This window comes from Faecalicatena orotica, from assembly GCF_905197545.1.
GTDB lineage: Bacteria > Bacillota > Clostridia > Lachnospirales > Lachnospiraceae > Faecalicatena_A > Faecalicatena_A orotica.
This window is the reverse complement of the sequence record NZ_CAJJZH010000002.1, coordinates 304359-319314: the sequence shown is the minus strand read 5'-3', so window position 1 is coordinate 319314 and position 14956 is coordinate 304359. Positions and strand designations below refer to the sequence as shown.

At 46.8% G+C, this 14956-nt stretch carries 15 protein-coding genes; 1 reads left to right on the top strand and 14 read right to left on the bottom strand.

The features are described 5' to 3' along the window. The 12 genes from ABIN22_RS05050 to ABIN22_RS04995 all read right to left on the bottom strand — a co-directional run bounded on the left by ABIN22_RS05050 (position 1) and on the right by ABIN22_RS04995 (position 11444). Complete coding sequence (locus ABIN22_RS05050; RefSeq protein ID WP_109730000.1) at positions 1-678, bottom strand: GntR family transcriptional regulator; 678 nt, start codon at positions 676-678, stop codon at positions 1-3. Beyond that, positions 668-1624 (bottom strand): 4-(cytidine 5'-diphospho)-2-C-methyl-D-erythritol kinase, encoded by a 957-nt coding sequence (gene ispE, locus ABIN22_RS05045; protein ID WP_346907063.1) that lies wholly within the window; start codon positions 1622-1624, stop codon positions 668-670. The genes ABIN22_RS05050 and ispE overlap by 11 nt, the downstream gene beginning before the upstream one ends. Before the next feature lie 242 nt (positions 1625-1866). Then, entirely contained in the window at positions 1867-2505 is a 639-nt protein-coding gene (locus ABIN22_RS05040) for an SGNH/GDSL hydrolase family protein (RefSeq protein WP_118620948.1), read from the bottom strand. A 52-nt stretch (positions 2506-2557) separates the two neighbouring features. Beyond that, the gene (locus ABIN22_RS05035) at positions 2558-3514 is read right to left on the bottom strand and encodes an ABC transporter permease (protein ID WP_346907061.1); all 957 of its coding nucleotides are present in this window, start codon (positions 3512-3514) and stop codon (positions 2558-2560) included. Between the two features lie 16 nt (positions 3515-3530). After that, positions 3531-5012 carry a sugar ABC transporter ATP-binding protein gene (locus ABIN22_RS05030; protein WP_346907059.1) on the bottom strand — a complete coding sequence of 494 codons (1482 nt, stop codon included), beginning with the start codon at positions 5010-5012 and terminating at the stop codon, positions 3531-3533. Positions 5013-5133: 121 nt separating this feature from the next. Continuing rightward, positions 5134-6126, bottom strand: coding sequence for a sugar ABC transporter substrate-binding protein (locus ABIN22_RS05025; protein WP_109729995.1), 993 nt, complete (start codon positions 6124-6126; stop codon positions 5134-5136). A gap of 81 nt (positions 6127-6207) precedes the next feature. Beyond that, on the bottom strand, positions 6208-7221 hold the full coding sequence (locus ABIN22_RS05020; protein ID WP_346907057.1) for a LacI family DNA-binding transcriptional regulator: 1014 nt from the start codon (positions 7219-7221) through the stop codon (positions 6208-6210). 269 nt (positions 7222-7490) lie between these two features. Beyond that, positions 7491-8144 carry a flavodoxin family protein gene (locus tag ABIN22_RS05015; RefSeq protein WP_346907055.1) on the bottom strand — a complete coding sequence of 218 codons (654 nt, stop codon included), beginning with the start codon at positions 8142-8144 and terminating at the stop codon, positions 7491-7493. Further along, the gene (locus ABIN22_RS05010; RefSeq protein WP_346907053.1) at positions 8141-8620 is read right to left on the bottom strand and encodes a flavodoxin family protein; all 480 of its coding nucleotides are present in this window, start codon (positions 8618-8620) and stop codon (positions 8141-8143) included. Before ABIN22_RS05010 ends, ABIN22_RS05015 begins: the two co-directional genes overlap by 4 nt. Then, positions 8617-9201, bottom strand: a complete 585-nt coding sequence (locus tag ABIN22_RS05005) for a TetR/AcrR family transcriptional regulator (RefSeq protein WP_346907051.1) — start codon at positions 9199-9201, stop codon at positions 8617-8619. Before ABIN22_RS05005 ends, ABIN22_RS05010 begins: the two co-directional genes overlap by 4 nt. A gap of 254 nt (positions 9202-9455) precedes the next feature. Further along, positions 9456-11015 carry a DUF3794 and LysM peptidoglycan-binding domain-containing protein gene (locus tag ABIN22_RS05000; protein WP_109729990.1) on the bottom strand — a complete coding sequence of 520 codons (1560 nt, stop codon included), beginning with the start codon at positions 11013-11015 and terminating at the stop codon, positions 9456-9458. 12 nt (positions 11016-11027) lie between these two features. Continuing rightward, entirely contained in the window at positions 11028-11444 is a 417-nt protein-coding gene (locus ABIN22_RS04995) for a protease complex subunit PrcB family protein (RefSeq protein ID WP_346907049.1), read from the bottom strand. 272 nt (positions 11445-11716) lie between these two features. Between ABIN22_RS04995 and ABIN22_RS04990 the strand changes: the two genes are divergently transcribed. After that, positions 11717-12451, top strand: a complete 735-nt coding sequence (locus ABIN22_RS04990) for a lysophospholipid acyltransferase family protein (RefSeq protein ID WP_346907047.1) — start codon at positions 11717-11719, stop codon at positions 12449-12451. 139 nt (positions 12452-12590) lie between these two features. On the opposite strand, the gene ABIN22_RS04985 is transcribed toward ABIN22_RS04990, so the two are convergent. Both ABIN22_RS04985 and ABIN22_RS04980 read right to left on the bottom strand, forming a co-directional pair. Further along, positions 12591-13991, bottom strand: a complete 1401-nt coding sequence (locus tag ABIN22_RS04985; RefSeq protein WP_109729987.1) for an MFS transporter — start codon at positions 13989-13991, stop codon at positions 12591-12593. A 91-nt stretch (positions 13992-14082) separates the two neighbouring features. After that, entirely contained in the window at positions 14083-14946 is an 864-nt protein-coding gene (locus tag ABIN22_RS04980; RefSeq protein ID WP_346907045.1) for a sugar phosphate isomerase/epimerase family protein, read from the bottom strand. Between the last annotated feature and the right edge of the window lie 10 nt (positions 14947-14956).

The window sequence follows — 14956 nt, the reverse complement described above, 5'->3', positions numbered from 1 at the left end:
TTATTCGTTCTTGTTCCTCAGGATGTCGATTACTGCCTCTACCTGGTTCTCGATGTGCTGGCTTGTGATGTCGGCTGCACGGTCACTGTCCCCCTGCTCGATTGCACATATCATGTCCTGATGTTCTGCCAGAAGCTTTGAGTGGCACTCTTTTTGTTTCAGATATTCGACGCGGTAGCGGTACATCTGCTCACGCAGGTTATTCAGCAGCTGGATTAGTCTCTCATTGTCCGTTGCGAGATATATGATGTCATGAAATGCCACATCGGCCTCGGCAATCCGCGTAATGTCCTCACTGTCCAATACTCCCTCGAAATCTTTGGCCGCCTGCTTCAGGTTCTCGATTCCTTCTTTATCAATCCGGTCACAGGCGAGGCGGATCGCCAGTTCTTCCAACGCCCCCCTGACCTCCAGAACATCTCTTAAGTTCTTTTCCGTAATCTCCGCGACTTCAGCCCCTTTCCTCGGGATCATCAGGACGAGGCCTTCCAGCTCCAGCTTGCGGATTGCCTCACGGATTGGTGTCCGGCTCACCCCCAGCTTGTTGGCAAGCTGAATCTCCATCAGACGTTCTCCGGGCTTAAGTTCTCCCCGCAGGATAGCCTGTCTCAGCGTATTGAAAACAACATCCCGAAGCGGGAGGTATTCATTGATATTTACTTCGAATTTAGGCTCCATATTCGTTCCTCCTTGCACCATGTATGTTCGTCACATACACCTGCTTTGCCAGTGCTTTTTCTCTAATCTTATCCTGTGCTTTCCTTGCCTGCGCCTTGTTCTCAAACAACCCGAAAACGGTCGGTCCGCTCCCGCTCATCATCGCGTTCAGGGCACCCTGTGCCTTCATTTCGTTCTTGATCTCTTCGATGACCGGGTACATGGGGATCGTCACATCCTCCAGAACATTCCCCATCGCTGCCGCCACTTCATGCAGGCTGCCCTTCTCCAGACCGGAAATCAGGGCATCGATGTCCGGATGCTCCACAATCTCTTTTGCATCCAGCGCTTCATACACCACTTTTGTAGAAACACTGATCGCGGGCTTCGCAACAAGAACGGTGCATTTCGGCATCGCAGGCAGAACGGTTAGTTCCTCCCCAATTCCTTCCGCCAGTACGGTCCCGCGCATGATGCAGTACGGTACATCCGCCCCCAGCTTCACTCCTCTCTCCATCAGTTCCTTCTGGGACAGTCCAAGCCCGAACATCTTATTCATCCCAAACAGTACCGCTGCCGCATTGGAGCTTCCCCCGGCCATACCGGCTGCCACCGGGATATGCTTATCCAGAGTAATGACAACACCTTCGTTTATCTGAAATTCCTCAATCAACATTTTAGCTGCCTTGTATGCAATATTATTCTCATCCGTAGGAAGAAAATACAGGTTCGTACTCACTTCAACACCCGGGTTCTTCGTCCGCTCAATTTTCACATCATCATACAGGTAAATGGACTGCATCACCATACGCACATCATGGTAACCATTCTCCCTTCTCCCGAGAACATCCAGTCCCAGATTGATCTTCGCAAGTGCCTTTAATTCTATCCTCTTCCGGGTTCCTCTAAGCGCCTGCCCATCAGAAGGCTGTGCGGGCTGTACCGCACGGTCAGGTATCCGTTTCATCCTTCGTCCTCCTTTGTATCTTGTATACATTATACCTACAGTATACTCATATTTTCCCCAAAAATCAATTATTTATCTGCTTAGTTTACAGCCTGTTAGTTAATTTTTTTGTTTATTCATCACGATTCCTTCATAAGAACGCACTTTCTTCGTATGAAACAAAAATAAAGTCCGCAAGTCCAATGGTGAACTTACGCACTTTATTGTTTTTATCAATTCCCGGCATCCCCCGTCACAGCGGCTCAATTTTCCGGAAAGATTTCCCTGATTTTTTCTTCTATTATATCAGCCATCTGCCTGTGCCCCTTTTCCGTATAATGAATACCGTCTGTGTCGTTGATCTCGATCCGCCCATCCGGATTCAGGTAATGTATCTCGTACTTTCCCGCAATTTCTTCATAGTAGTGGGCCAGCATCCTGCTTTTCTCCTCCGCACCAGCCAGCATTTGGTCCAGATCCGGATTGTTTACACTGTGGATGGGGACCGGGGTGACAAGCAGAATCTCCGGTGCCTTAAAATCGATTCCTGCGTCAGATTTTATGATGGTCCGTATCAGATTTTCCATAGACACCGATACATCAAATGCCGATACCGAAAAACGTATCTTTAAATCATTCGTTCCCAGCATGACAATGACAAGGTCCAGCGGTTTGTGGCTGTCCAGACAGGGAAGCAGGTATTTCTTCCCGTTTTTATATTCTTCTACCGGGTCATCCCACACAGTCGTCCTGCCGCCCAAGCCTTCTTCTATGACGTAATAATCTTCGCCTAATTTCTTTTGCAGGACTCCCGTCCATCTTACGTCTCTTGGATATCGCGTCAGTAAATCTGATTTCAGTCCATATGTATTGGAATCTCCGAAACATAATATTGTTCTCATGCTACTCCTCTTTCTTTTACATATTCTAAAAATAAACCCTCGGCCAGCTTCCTTAATCGGCTTTCAGCTTTTTCACTTTTTCACGATTGGAAAATGTATCAAAGGCAACTGCAAGGATTAGTACCAGCCCTTTCACAACCTGCTGGTAGTACTCACCGATATTCATAATCGTCAGTCCTGTGCCAAGCACTCCGATGATTAAGGCTCCGAGGAATGCACCTGATATCTTCCCTTTTCCACCGTTTACGCTGACACCGCCGATTACAACAGCTGTCACGACCTCAATCTCCATGCCTGTACCAGAAGCCGGGGCGCCGGAGCTGATCCTCGCCATCAGGATGGTACCTGCGATTCCTGCAAGGAAACCGCTGATCGAATAGAGGGAAACGGTAATCTTATCGACAGATACACCCGCCAGCCGCGCGGCCTCTATATTTCCCCCTATCGCGTAAATATACCGTCCAAAATAGGAGCGGTTCAGGATAAAGCCTGCGAAGAGTACGATGACCAGCATAATGATGACCGGAACCGGGATTCCGCCCACGTAGCCCTGCCCCAGTGTTACGACAGATTCCGGTATTTTATAAATAGGAAGTCCGCTCGAAATGATATAAGCAAGCCCCCTCGCAACTGTCATCATACCGAGTGTAATGACGATTGCCGATACTTTCAGCCGCACGATCAGAAAACCCGTGACGGTCCCGAAAACCGCTCCGGCCAGAAGTGTAACAAGGATCGCCAGCACAGGGGCAATCCTTACTTCAACCAGAAGTTTTGCACAGATTACGCCCGTCAGCCCAAGAAGGGACCCTACCGTAAGGTCCATTCCGCCGGAAATAATTACAAAAGTCATTCCTACGGATAAAATACTGAGCACCGCGACCTGCCTGAGTATATTGAAAATGTTTTTCGCCGCTAAAAATGAATCTGTCATGATTGAGAAAAATGCAATCAGCACGACCAAAATAATCACTGTGCTGAACTGCTTTAATATATTTTTGTTCTTCATCTGATATCCTCCCGCATTATTTTCCTGAAGCCAGATCCAGAATTTTAGCCTGGGTCGCCTCTTCTTTTGAAAGTTCTCCCGTCACTTCGCCCTCATGCATAACCACGATCCTGTCTGACATGCCTAGCAGCTCCGGCATTTCCGATGAAATCATAATAATTGCCATCCCCTCCCGTGCAAGCTCGTTCATCAGGACATAGATTTCCTGTTTTGCTCCCACATCGATTCCCCTTGTCGGCTCATCGAAGATGATAATATCAGATTTTCCTGCCAGCGATTTTGCAAGCACGACCTTCTGCTGGTTCCCGCCTGACAGATTCTTTGTCAGCTGTTCCATAGAAGGAGTCTTGATTCTCAGACGCTCGATAAACTGGTTCGATAAGTCTTTATCCTTCTTTCGATTGACAATAGATCCTTTCGAGATACCCTTGATCGAAATAAAAGAGACATTTTCACGGATCGACATCTCCAGAAGTGCACCATGCTTCTTCCTGTCCTCCGGAATCAGGGCAATCCCCTCCTTAATACCGTCCTTCGGGCTCGAGATATCCGCCCTCTTTCCATCAATCCAGACCTCTCCCTGCGCTATAGGGTCTGCCCCGAAAATTGCCCTTGCCGTTTCCGTCCTTCCTGCCCCCACAAGCCCGGCCAGTCCGAGGATCTCCCCCTTCCTGACATAAAAAGAGATATCCTTAAGCAGCGCATGTGTATACAGGTGCTTCACCTCTAACGCGACCTCCCCGATCTCCCTGTCAGCTTTCGGGAATTGTTCCTCCAGAGTCCTGCCTACCATCATATTGATCAGTTCCGGACGGTTCGTCTCCTTTGTTAGCTTTGTACCGATATACTGGCCATCCCTCATAATCGTAATCCGGTCTGAAATGCGGAAGATTTCTTCCATCCTGTGGGAAATATAGATGACTGACACGCCTTTTTCCTTCAATTTATTCACAATGCCAAACATGGCCTCGATTTCTCTCGTCGTAAGCGGGGCAGAAGGTTCGTCCATAATCAGAACCTTCACATCCCCCGTAATCGTCTTTGCGATTTCTACCAGCTGCTGGTAGGCGACTGTCAGGCTTTTTACAGGGGCGGTTACATCAATCTCAATTCCAAACTCCTTCATGATCTCTTCCGCTTTCTGGTTCATAAGCCTCCTGTCTATAGTGAGTCCCTTCTTCAATTTCTGTCCCAGAAATATATTTTCCGCGATCGAAAGTTCGGGAACCAGATTAAATTCCTGATAAATCACCCCGATTCCCAGCTTTTGTGATAGTGCCGGTGTCATATTCCCATATTCCGTTCCTTCAAAATATATACTGCCGGCATTCGGCCTGACGGCACCGGATATCGTCTTGATCAGGGTTGACTTCCCGGCACCATTCTCGCCCATCAATGCATGGACTTCTCCGGGATAAAACTGGATACTAATATGGTCCAGCGCTTTTACGCCGGGATATTCCTTCGTAATGTTTTTAAGTTCCAGTACTGCCTGCATACCTTTCCTCCTCTAAAAAATGGTGCAAAAAGGGCATCGCCTTTTCACTGAGGCAATAATCTCCAGAAAAAACGATGCCGTTTTTGATTTCAAACAGAATATAATATCCTGTTTCACAATTTTATTTTACATAATCTTTGATATTGTCCGGTGTCACTGCAACCAGTTCCTGATTAAAGTCCTTCTCGACATCCTCACCTTTGATCACCTTCACACAGGTCTCCACAAGCTGTTTCCCTGTAGCTGTCGGATTCTGGTCGACGGTAAACTGGTAGATTGTCCCCTCAGAAATCTTGTTCAAAGCTTCTTCTGTCGCATCAACACCTGCGATAATGTATTTCTTCGGATCGGTCATGCCGTTTGCCTTGAATGCCTCATATGCCCCGAGAGCCGCGCCATCGCTGACTCCGCACACAATCCTTAAGTCCGGGTTCGCCTGCAGGAAGTTCTCCGTGGCAGTCATGCCTTCCGCCTGATCCGCTGCTGTCGCGTCAGCAACAAATTCTACATTCGGTGCGTTCTCGGCTACACCTTCCATGATTCCGACCTTCCTCTGGATTACGGATTCCAAAAGGTCATAATTCAAGGTCGCCGCTTCAATCTTCTCATCTGTCCCCCAGTTATCAGCAATCCACTTGCCGACAGCAAGTCCCTGTGTGTATCCCAACTGATACTCATCAGCCCCGATATAAGCATCATAACCGTCTACCTTGGAAGTATGGCAGACAACCGCGATTCCGGCTTCTTTTGCCTCTTTAATAACCGGCGCTACTGCTTCCGTATCAACCGCCGTCACAATAATGCCGTCAACACCAGCCGAGATAAAGTTCTCCAGCGCCGCTACCTGCGTCTCGGAAGAGTTGTCCGCATCATTGACGATCAGCTCCCCGCCAGTCTCATCCACTGCTGCCTGTGCAGAATCCACCATATCGATGAAAAACTGTCCAGACATCGTAAGAACGGAAATCCCGAGCTTGTACCCGTCATCCTTTGCATTGTCCTCCTTGCCCGAATCAGAAGCAGGACTGTCCTCCCCGCCTTTGCTGCTGCATCCAGCCGCCAGACTTACTGCCATGACGGTACATAAAATCACACTTAATATTCTTTTCTTCATTGTATTTCCTCCCTGTTCGCTTGGCTTTATATTCACCTTTTCCAGAAGGTATGCCGGCCAGGCCTCAGGAAAAGGGAAATATCAATTCGTCGTTTCTCTCACAATGAGTTCTCCATCAAATACAATATGGTCCTCCGTCTCTCTGCCCTCAATTTTGGCAATCACAATCTCAGCAGCCTTCTGGCCCATCCTTCGGATCGGCTGGCTGATCGTCGTCAGCGGAGGTTCAATCATCTCGCTTAAAGAAATATTATCAAACCCAATGATATTCATATCCTCGGGGATTCTGACCCCCTTCTTCTGAAGGTGCTGCACACATCCAATTGCAAGTGTATCAATCGCAGCCAGTATGGCATCCGGCCTTTCTTCGAGCCCTATAAAATACTCGGCGGCCTCATGCCCTAATTTGATATAGTCAGGCTCCTTCTTCTGGGTAATCCGGTAAACAAACTCCTCGCGGTACGGCAGCCCGCAGTCCTTCAGCCCCTGAAGATACCCTTCGTACCGTTCCTCAATCACACTGATATCGCTGGTATTCCTGATATATCCGATCTTGTGCCTGCCATGCTCGTACAGATAATGGACCGCCCTGCGGTTTCCCTTAAATCCATCTGTATAAACATAGGCTACATCATCATTCTCTGAAAAAATCTTATTCGTAAACACAACCGGGAGCTGCCTCGATAACTCTTTTAAGTAATTCAGCATGGCCTCGCTGTTAGAATATGTATTGTAAATAATCCCGTCTACCTTCCGCTTCAGCAGCTCCTTCGTATATTCAATCTCCGCGTTGGCATGGCGCTCCGTATTACAGACGAGTACCATATAACCATATTCCAGGGCAACATCCTCCACCCCGCGGAACATCTCGCTGTAAAATATATTCGTATATTCGGGAACCATCATCGCGATTGTCTTCGTCCGCCCTGTACGGATTCCCTGTGCAAAATAACTGGGGGAATACTTCAGCTCCTTAATCGCCTTCTCCACAGCTATCCTGGTCTCTTCTTTTACCCCGTCTTCTCCATTCAACACTCTGGATACGGTTGACTTTGATACTCCTGCCGCTTTTGCGACATCAAATATTGTACTCATATGCGAACTTCCTTTCATGTGCTTTGTATTTCATTATACAAGAATGTCCGCTTCATTACCATAAAAGTTGTTAGGGAACGTTCCCATAAAAGTGTAAAAAAATAAGTACTGGTGCTTTATTAATATAAAATATACTGATGTATATATGTTTATCATTTAGGGAACGTTCCCATTCCCTAAATCAAATATACTATCTGTTCCCTGATTTGTCAACAGTTTTTGCTCATTTCGTAATCTTTCACAAACTTTTCGTTTTCTTTTTATACATATTACCCAAAAGAATCTGGGAGAAATGGCCGGTCCAGTCCATGTTCGAGCTGCCCGTTATCCCGCCAGAATTTCTTCCACATGATATGGCTTACCCCGATTTTATTCATTGCCTCTAACATCTTCACTTTCCGCGGCGTCAGTTCATAAATCCCCGCCAGCAGGGCCGCTGCTTCCCGGTCAAACTGTCCCTCTCCGGCGAAGCCTGCCCCCAGCGCGTTCAGATGTTTGAAACGCTTTCTGTTCATAAATTCAGGAAGCATCGATGTCCCCGCCGCATCGCCATTGGTCACGGTGCCAAGGTTCTCATACCCTAAGCGTCCCGCAAACTGGTCTAAATAACGCACTAAAAATCTTGCCTGCGCCCCTTCTATAAAGCCTGCCTGCACGACAAACCCAATCTTCTGCCCTTCCCCGCACGGGCGCATCTGTTCGAACAGCTTCATCAAAATCCCGGGCATTGCATGGACATACAGCGGCATAAAAATGAGTAACGTATCATACTGCCGGAGCATTTCCGCAAGGGTTTCCGGGTCTTCTTTTACTGCATATCTGACCGGATATTCCTCACCCGCACCAGATAAAAACTGCCGGATAAAGATTTCCGTATTTCCATTCTTTCCCCGAGGGGAGCCATTTATAATCAGAGTACTCATGCTGTTCTCTCTTTCTTCTCATTTTCAGAGTGAATCAATACTTTTGGAATGTGGAAATGATAAAAGACACGGCCCAGATATTCTTCATATAGTATCCGTGCCTCACGGCTGCTGAAATCTCCTTTGTAATAAACCTCAATCTCCGGATAATGATCATACCGCGTCACATGCATGGATTCCCCTGTCTTGTAAGTCGTATAGGGCAGAAAATGGGGGATCATCCTGTCAAATAGTGTTTTCAGCTTCCCGCTTACGAAATCACAGGATACGCCAATATAAAAGATGACCTTATCGGCCTGCATAAACGCCCTGTAAAAATCATCCAGGTCATGGGATGCACACCGCCCCGGGGTTCTCTGCCAGCAGCTCCAGCAGCCGGTGCAGTCCCGGACTTCCCTCGACGACAAATCCAGTATAAAGGTTCCTTTTTCCGCAGCCGGGGTATCTTCCCTCTCACTGACGATTACTGTCCTCATACGCCCTCCTCCTTTGAAATATAATCCGCCATTGCCATCACAAGTACATCCAGAGCCTCCTGTTTTCCACGCTCGCTGAACATTTCATTAGAGGCAACGACACTTAAACAGTCCGTCAGCATTGCGACCGCTTCCATCTTGTCATTTCCTACTTTCAGCAGTTCGAGGCTCCTCTTAAAATAATCATCAGACTTCTTCGCCTCACGCTCCCTGTATTCGACAGGCAGTTTTCTCAGAAGGATCTCCATGTCGGCCGGGGATAAAAATAATATCAGGCTGTCCTGTGACAGCATCACTTCCCTGATCAGTGCTGCGCACCGTTCCCTATCACGCAGATCCTGCTGCATAATCTCTTCCATGCGCGCAAATAATGCTTTCTCATTCTGCTTAAGCACTTCATAGATGCATACTTCTTTTGATGGATAATACATATAAAATGCTCCCTTGCTGATTCCTACGGCTTCTGTAATATCATCCACGGTTACTTTGCGTACTCCTTTTTTCCGGATAAGCCCGATCGTGGCATCATACATTGCATCCTTAACCAGACCGCGCTCTTCCTCTGAAACAATCTTGGGCATATTGGCTTCTCCTTTTTACTGACCATTTTTATTATTTTTAGTCATTATAGTCAGTTTAAATCATTATTGTCTCTTTGTCAAGAGGATACATCAAACAGGTTTGTCCGCCTGGCCCGCTTCTCGTGGTAAAAAAAGCAGACAGGGCTGCCCCAGAATAAAGTTTCCTTTACAGATATAAACCGCGGACGCATCATCCGCGGCATATCCTTCCGTTCCCTTTTTTCTAAGACAGCCCTGCCCGGCAGTCTGTTTTTTTACAAAATGCTCATATTCTCTTTGAAGATCAGCAGTTTATCCCCCGGCTTGATCGAATCGCCCTCCAGTTCGTTGACTTCCTTAATGCCCTCTATCGTTGTCATATAATTCTTTGCCAGATTCCACAGCTCATCTCCGTCTTTCACGACATATCCTACAATGCCCGGACGTTTCTCCATTTCTTCCATAGATACCGGGGTCAGCTCCACATCGGTAATTACCTGCATTGGAACCGGTTTTCGCATGAAGATATCGAATGCGAGGACTGCCTTGACTTCTACCGCTTCACTGCCGGCCAGATTCACAGAAAGCTGCTCTACATGGTAAGAAATATTGTAGCGCACGTCTTCCGTCATTCCCGGACACTCTAAAAGGTAGGAGAAAGGCACCATTCCCTGCCAGCCGCCGAACGGCATGGCATCATCCGCTCTCAGGTACAGGAAATTAAGATGCAGGATTCCCTCTATCTGAATACCGGCATCCGTCTGCTCCATATGCTCAATCTGGACACTGCCCTCACTGTGGCATATCTGCAGGACGTCATCCTTAAGTTCTGGAAGGGACAGTCTTTCGGATACCTTGCATTTCGAATAATTCTGGACTAGCAGCTCCTCATAAACCGCTTCCCTTGTCTCAAATCCACAATTCTGTTCAAGGGAGTATAAATCCTCCAGAAGTTCAACCTCTTCCTCCACATAAATATTCATTCTTAGATTCAGCGTCCCTTCGATACCCAGCAAACGCATTTCTCCGTCCTCATCCATACGGATATCCACGAGCGTGTCTTCCAGACTGCTGTGTACATAGTAATACATGCCCTCTTCCACACCGCCGCACTCAATCCGGCCCTCATAAGGAACGGTCTGCTCCAGCCAGTCTGTCTTCCCGTCCTCGGATAAATACATACAAAATACGAGCATTTCGCCTTTCAGCTGCATTTCATCCTGACCGAGCCGTATCTCCAGTTTTCTGCTGCTGACGTCGGTCAGCAATAGCTGCCCTATACTTTCTTTCGTGCCGGGAAGGGTGATTTCTTCCTTGATCCGGTAAGTATCTTTTTTGGTCGTATGCAGCTCAAGAAGGTTTACACGTTTCATTTTCTTGTAAATGGGAACGGAACTGTCGATATCCACGGTCGTTTCCTCGTCCTCCAGCTTTTCCCTGCCGATTTCCATTTCTACCATCGCGCGGATGCTCAGCTTGCGGGAGTGCACGAGTGTGGAAGTAAATTCTACGCGGATATTCTGAATAAAATAGCTCTCCATCTCCCCACCGTCAGTGTACACCATTTCTTCAAAAGGAATCTTCCCGTCCAGAACCGCCGGCTGTGGATCGCCTGTCGCTGTCACATAAAGAATCTGAAAATATAATTTTCCGGAGATGCGTATGTAATTCTCTACCAGCTTAATGTCCTCTATTTTTACCGTCCCGCTGCCCTGGATAATCTGCTGGACGTCTTCCTTTGCGTCAGGAACATTGTAATCCTCGTCCAGATAGAACTGGTCAAATGTCCGTTTCCCTTCCTGTGTGTAATGTACCTGTTTTTTAATCAATTCCATATGCATCCTCCTCTAATCAAACACGATATTTTTGTCAATATATTCCAGTTTCACCACCACATAAGGGTATGTGACCACATCTTGTGTTTTCTCGCCCTTCTCAGGTCCCAGCAGATTCGTATGTATATAAACAGCATTTTCTGTTTCATAAAGCCCTGTCACTTCCACGCTGTACCCACTTTTCTTCTGCGGCCCGTACCCCTCCGCAATATACAGGTATCCCTGATCGGCATAGGTCAGCTTGAAAGGCATATCCCTGTTCTCCTGAATCGCCGCCTTTAACTCATCCGGCACCTTTTCCTTATCCATGACGGTAAAATCCAGATCCCGCAGTTTTTCCGTTTTCTGCGGACGCGAGATGCAGCCCGTCAGTGTCAGCGCTAACAAAAGAACCGACAGAAATAATATCCTGGAATACAGTTTCTTCATATCCATTCCCCGCGGTATATTCTCTCTATTATCTTATTATGCGGGGCAGATAAATATACCACCAAACATTACTGTGCACAGTAACCGTCAAACTCCTTTGCCCTTTGACATAGAAACAGGTTAAAATAGCTGTAAAACAGAAAAAAATGCCGCAAATATCCTTCTCATTACTTGTTATTTGCTGTATGCTTTAGTATAATTGAAAAGCAAATATCTAAGGAGGGGGATCCCTTCTGGTATATTTTATTTATTAAGAAAAGAGGATTTTCCTTATGTTCAGATTTATTTGTGTCGTAATTTTTCTGGTGACGTTTCTGATACTCTCGATCCCGGTTTTTCTGGTCGAATGGATCATCGGAAAGTTTTACCGCCAAAAAAGGGACTACAGCTCCCTGCGCATTGTGCAGTGGGCATTCAAAGTCATCCTGAAGTTTACAAGTGTTAAGACAACCGTGATCGGAGAAGAGCATGTACCGGACGAGCCGGTTCTTTTTATCGGGAACCACCGCAGCTTCTTCGATATCCTGCTTACATACTCCCGTTGCCGCCGGCTGACCGGCTATGTTGCAAAGAAGGAGATGGAGCATATCCCGCTGCTTTCCACGTGGATGCGTTATCTCTACTGCCTTTTCCTTGACAGAGAGAATCCGAAGGAAGGGCTCAAGACGATTTTACAGGCAATCGATTATGTTAAGAACGGGATTTCCATCTGTATTTTCCCGGAGGGGACCCGCAACAAAGGCGAGGAATTAAGTATGCTCCCGTTCAAAGACGGCGCATTTAAAATCGCTACTAAGACAAACTGTGCGATCATTCCTGTTTCTATGAATAACACGTGTGCCATATTCGAAAAACAATTTCCAAGAATTAAAAAGGTGCATGTTGTCATTGAATACGGAGAACCAATTTATCCGAACAATCTGGATAAAGAAGACAAGAAGCATATCGGAAGTTATGTACAGAATATCATTCAGGAAACGATACGCAAGAATGCAGACCTTGTATAGTTTCAGGGCATTATCTAAATGCGTCTTTTAAAGTGATAAAACGTAAATATCCCCACCGGAATTCATGTTTCGCAGCATTGAATTTCCGGTGGGGATATGCTTTTTCTAATTTCCCCGGTTATCTGACTTTCCGGCAGGATCAGTTCGCAGCATGGTCACTGCGCTTCTTTTCCAGTATTCTTGCATTATCTTCTACTCTCTTCTTCCCTAATGGATATAAAAATTTTAAAACAACTGCCAGAAGAATGAAGCCCGCGGCAGGTACCAGACAGGTAATGTTATAAATCCCATTCACAACACTCTCCTCATAAGCGGAAGCCTGTGTATAGCCTACAATTGCAAGCAGGCCGCCCGTCAGCCCGGAAGATGCCGCCTGCCCCAGCTTACGTGCAAAGGAATAGACTGCATAGATGGTTCCGTCTGAGCGCTCTCCCGTCCGCACCTCTGTATCATCAATGACATCGGTAATCATCGCCCAGCAGATCAGACTATAAACAGCAAGCCCACTATAAGCCAGTGCATACATCCCTACGAATACCCATGCATTGTGGGTGTGCAGGAAAAATGTAATTACGAGTGCACCTGCTCCAAATAAGGCACTCATGATTCCCAGCTCCTTTCTCCCGAACTTTTGGGACAGCTTTACGGTAAACGCTGCACAGACCAGTGTAACAGCCGTACTGACCAGCCCTGATGCAGACTGTGCCCTGATATTCCCAAAGTAGTTAGGGTAAATATAGGACGACATCGCACCCAGTGTCAGCTGGGCCAGCAAAAGACAGATGGAGGCCGCCACAATCCCTACTAAGGCTCTGTTTTTTACAAGGCTGCCAAGCAGTTCCCTCAAGTCAAATTTTTCTGTCTTCTGTGGCAGCTTAACCCGCTCGGTGGTCATATTGTAACAGAGGATATAGCAGATTACCGCACATATAGAGCAGGCCAGTGCTGCAATGCTCATTTTCGTTCCTGATAAAGCACTGTTTCCATTCGCATCGGTATAGTAAACGAACAGCGGCAGTGCAACGCCGATAACCGTATTCGCCAGTGTGGCACCGATGGTCCTCCAGTTAGACAATTGGGCCCTCTCAGCAGGCTCACTGGAAATAGCAGACGCCATAGAACCATATGGTATATTAATGCCCGTATAGCAGATACTTCCCCACAGCAGATATGTAAAAAACATCCAGAATATCTTGAATCCCATGCTCATGTCCTGAAACCAGCTGGCATACATGAGGAGAGATGCGACTGCCACCGGACCGCACATCCTGCGGATCCAGGGCAGGAATTTCCCCTTTGCCCCCACCTTGCTTCGGTCTGTAATTTGTCCCATGATTACATCCGTAAAGGCATCCACGAAACGGGCCGCCATCATCATCAGTCCCACCAAACCCGCAGAAACGCCCATGACGTCTGTATAAAATTTCAGCAGGAACATAGAAGACAGTATAAATGTAAAATCATTTCCAAAATCTCCAAACATGTATCCCAGCTTATCAGCAAATCCAAATTTTTTTATCGAAGTATTGTTAGCTCCCATAAAATCTTCCTCCTCTTATCTTTCATGCGTTCCTTTTAATTGTAAGGCCGGGCACTTTTCTGCCCGGCCTTACGCATGTCCCTTAACATGCCTACAGTTCAAACCAGCTTCCATATCCCATCTCAGTCAGATGTTCTTTACTGATACGCAGGCTCTCAAAGGGATCTCTTCCATATGTATTATCCTGTTCGATCAGAAAATATTCACTTCCTCCTGCAAGACCGGCTTCCATACATTCCTTAATTGGCAGTGTTCCCTCTCCCACTTCAGCAAATTCCACCATATTTGCAAATGCCTGCATAAAGGATGCAGAATCAAACACACCTTCCGGCAGCTTCATCTGTCCAATGCGGTAATCCTTCAGGTGCAGGAGACGGATCCGTCCTGCATATTTTTTTATGTATTCCACAGGGTCCTCCCCGCCTCTCTTAATCCAGTGTATGTCCAGCTCAAACCCCATCTGTTTTGTGGTATCTTTGATAATGTCCAGCAGATACCGGCCGCCATATCTTATAAATTCCATATGATGGTTGTGGTAGTAGAGGTCAATGCCCCTCTCTCTTAGTTTAATCGCCATTTCGTCCGCCCGTTTCACAAAATCCAGCGCCTCCTCTTCACTGCCCATGCAGCTTATCGGGAGCATGCCAATCCGGAGCATATCACAATTTAATATCTTGCAGTCCTCTACAATTTTTTCAAAATTCTCAGTCAGGTATTCTCCCGGCATCCCCGGGGTTATCGGTTCTAAAGCTGCTGTGCAGGCTGCTGCCTTAATTCCGAAATCATCACACGCCTTTTTCATTCCCGCTACATTCTCCGGCGTCATTGGAATCTGGCTGATTTCCACGCAGTGGAACCCCAGCTTTGCACATGCCTCTAAAGTACCATATGCGCCTAATTCATCTATTTTTTCTTTGATCGTGCTCATCTGAACACCAATTAATCCTTTTTTCATGATTTTACGT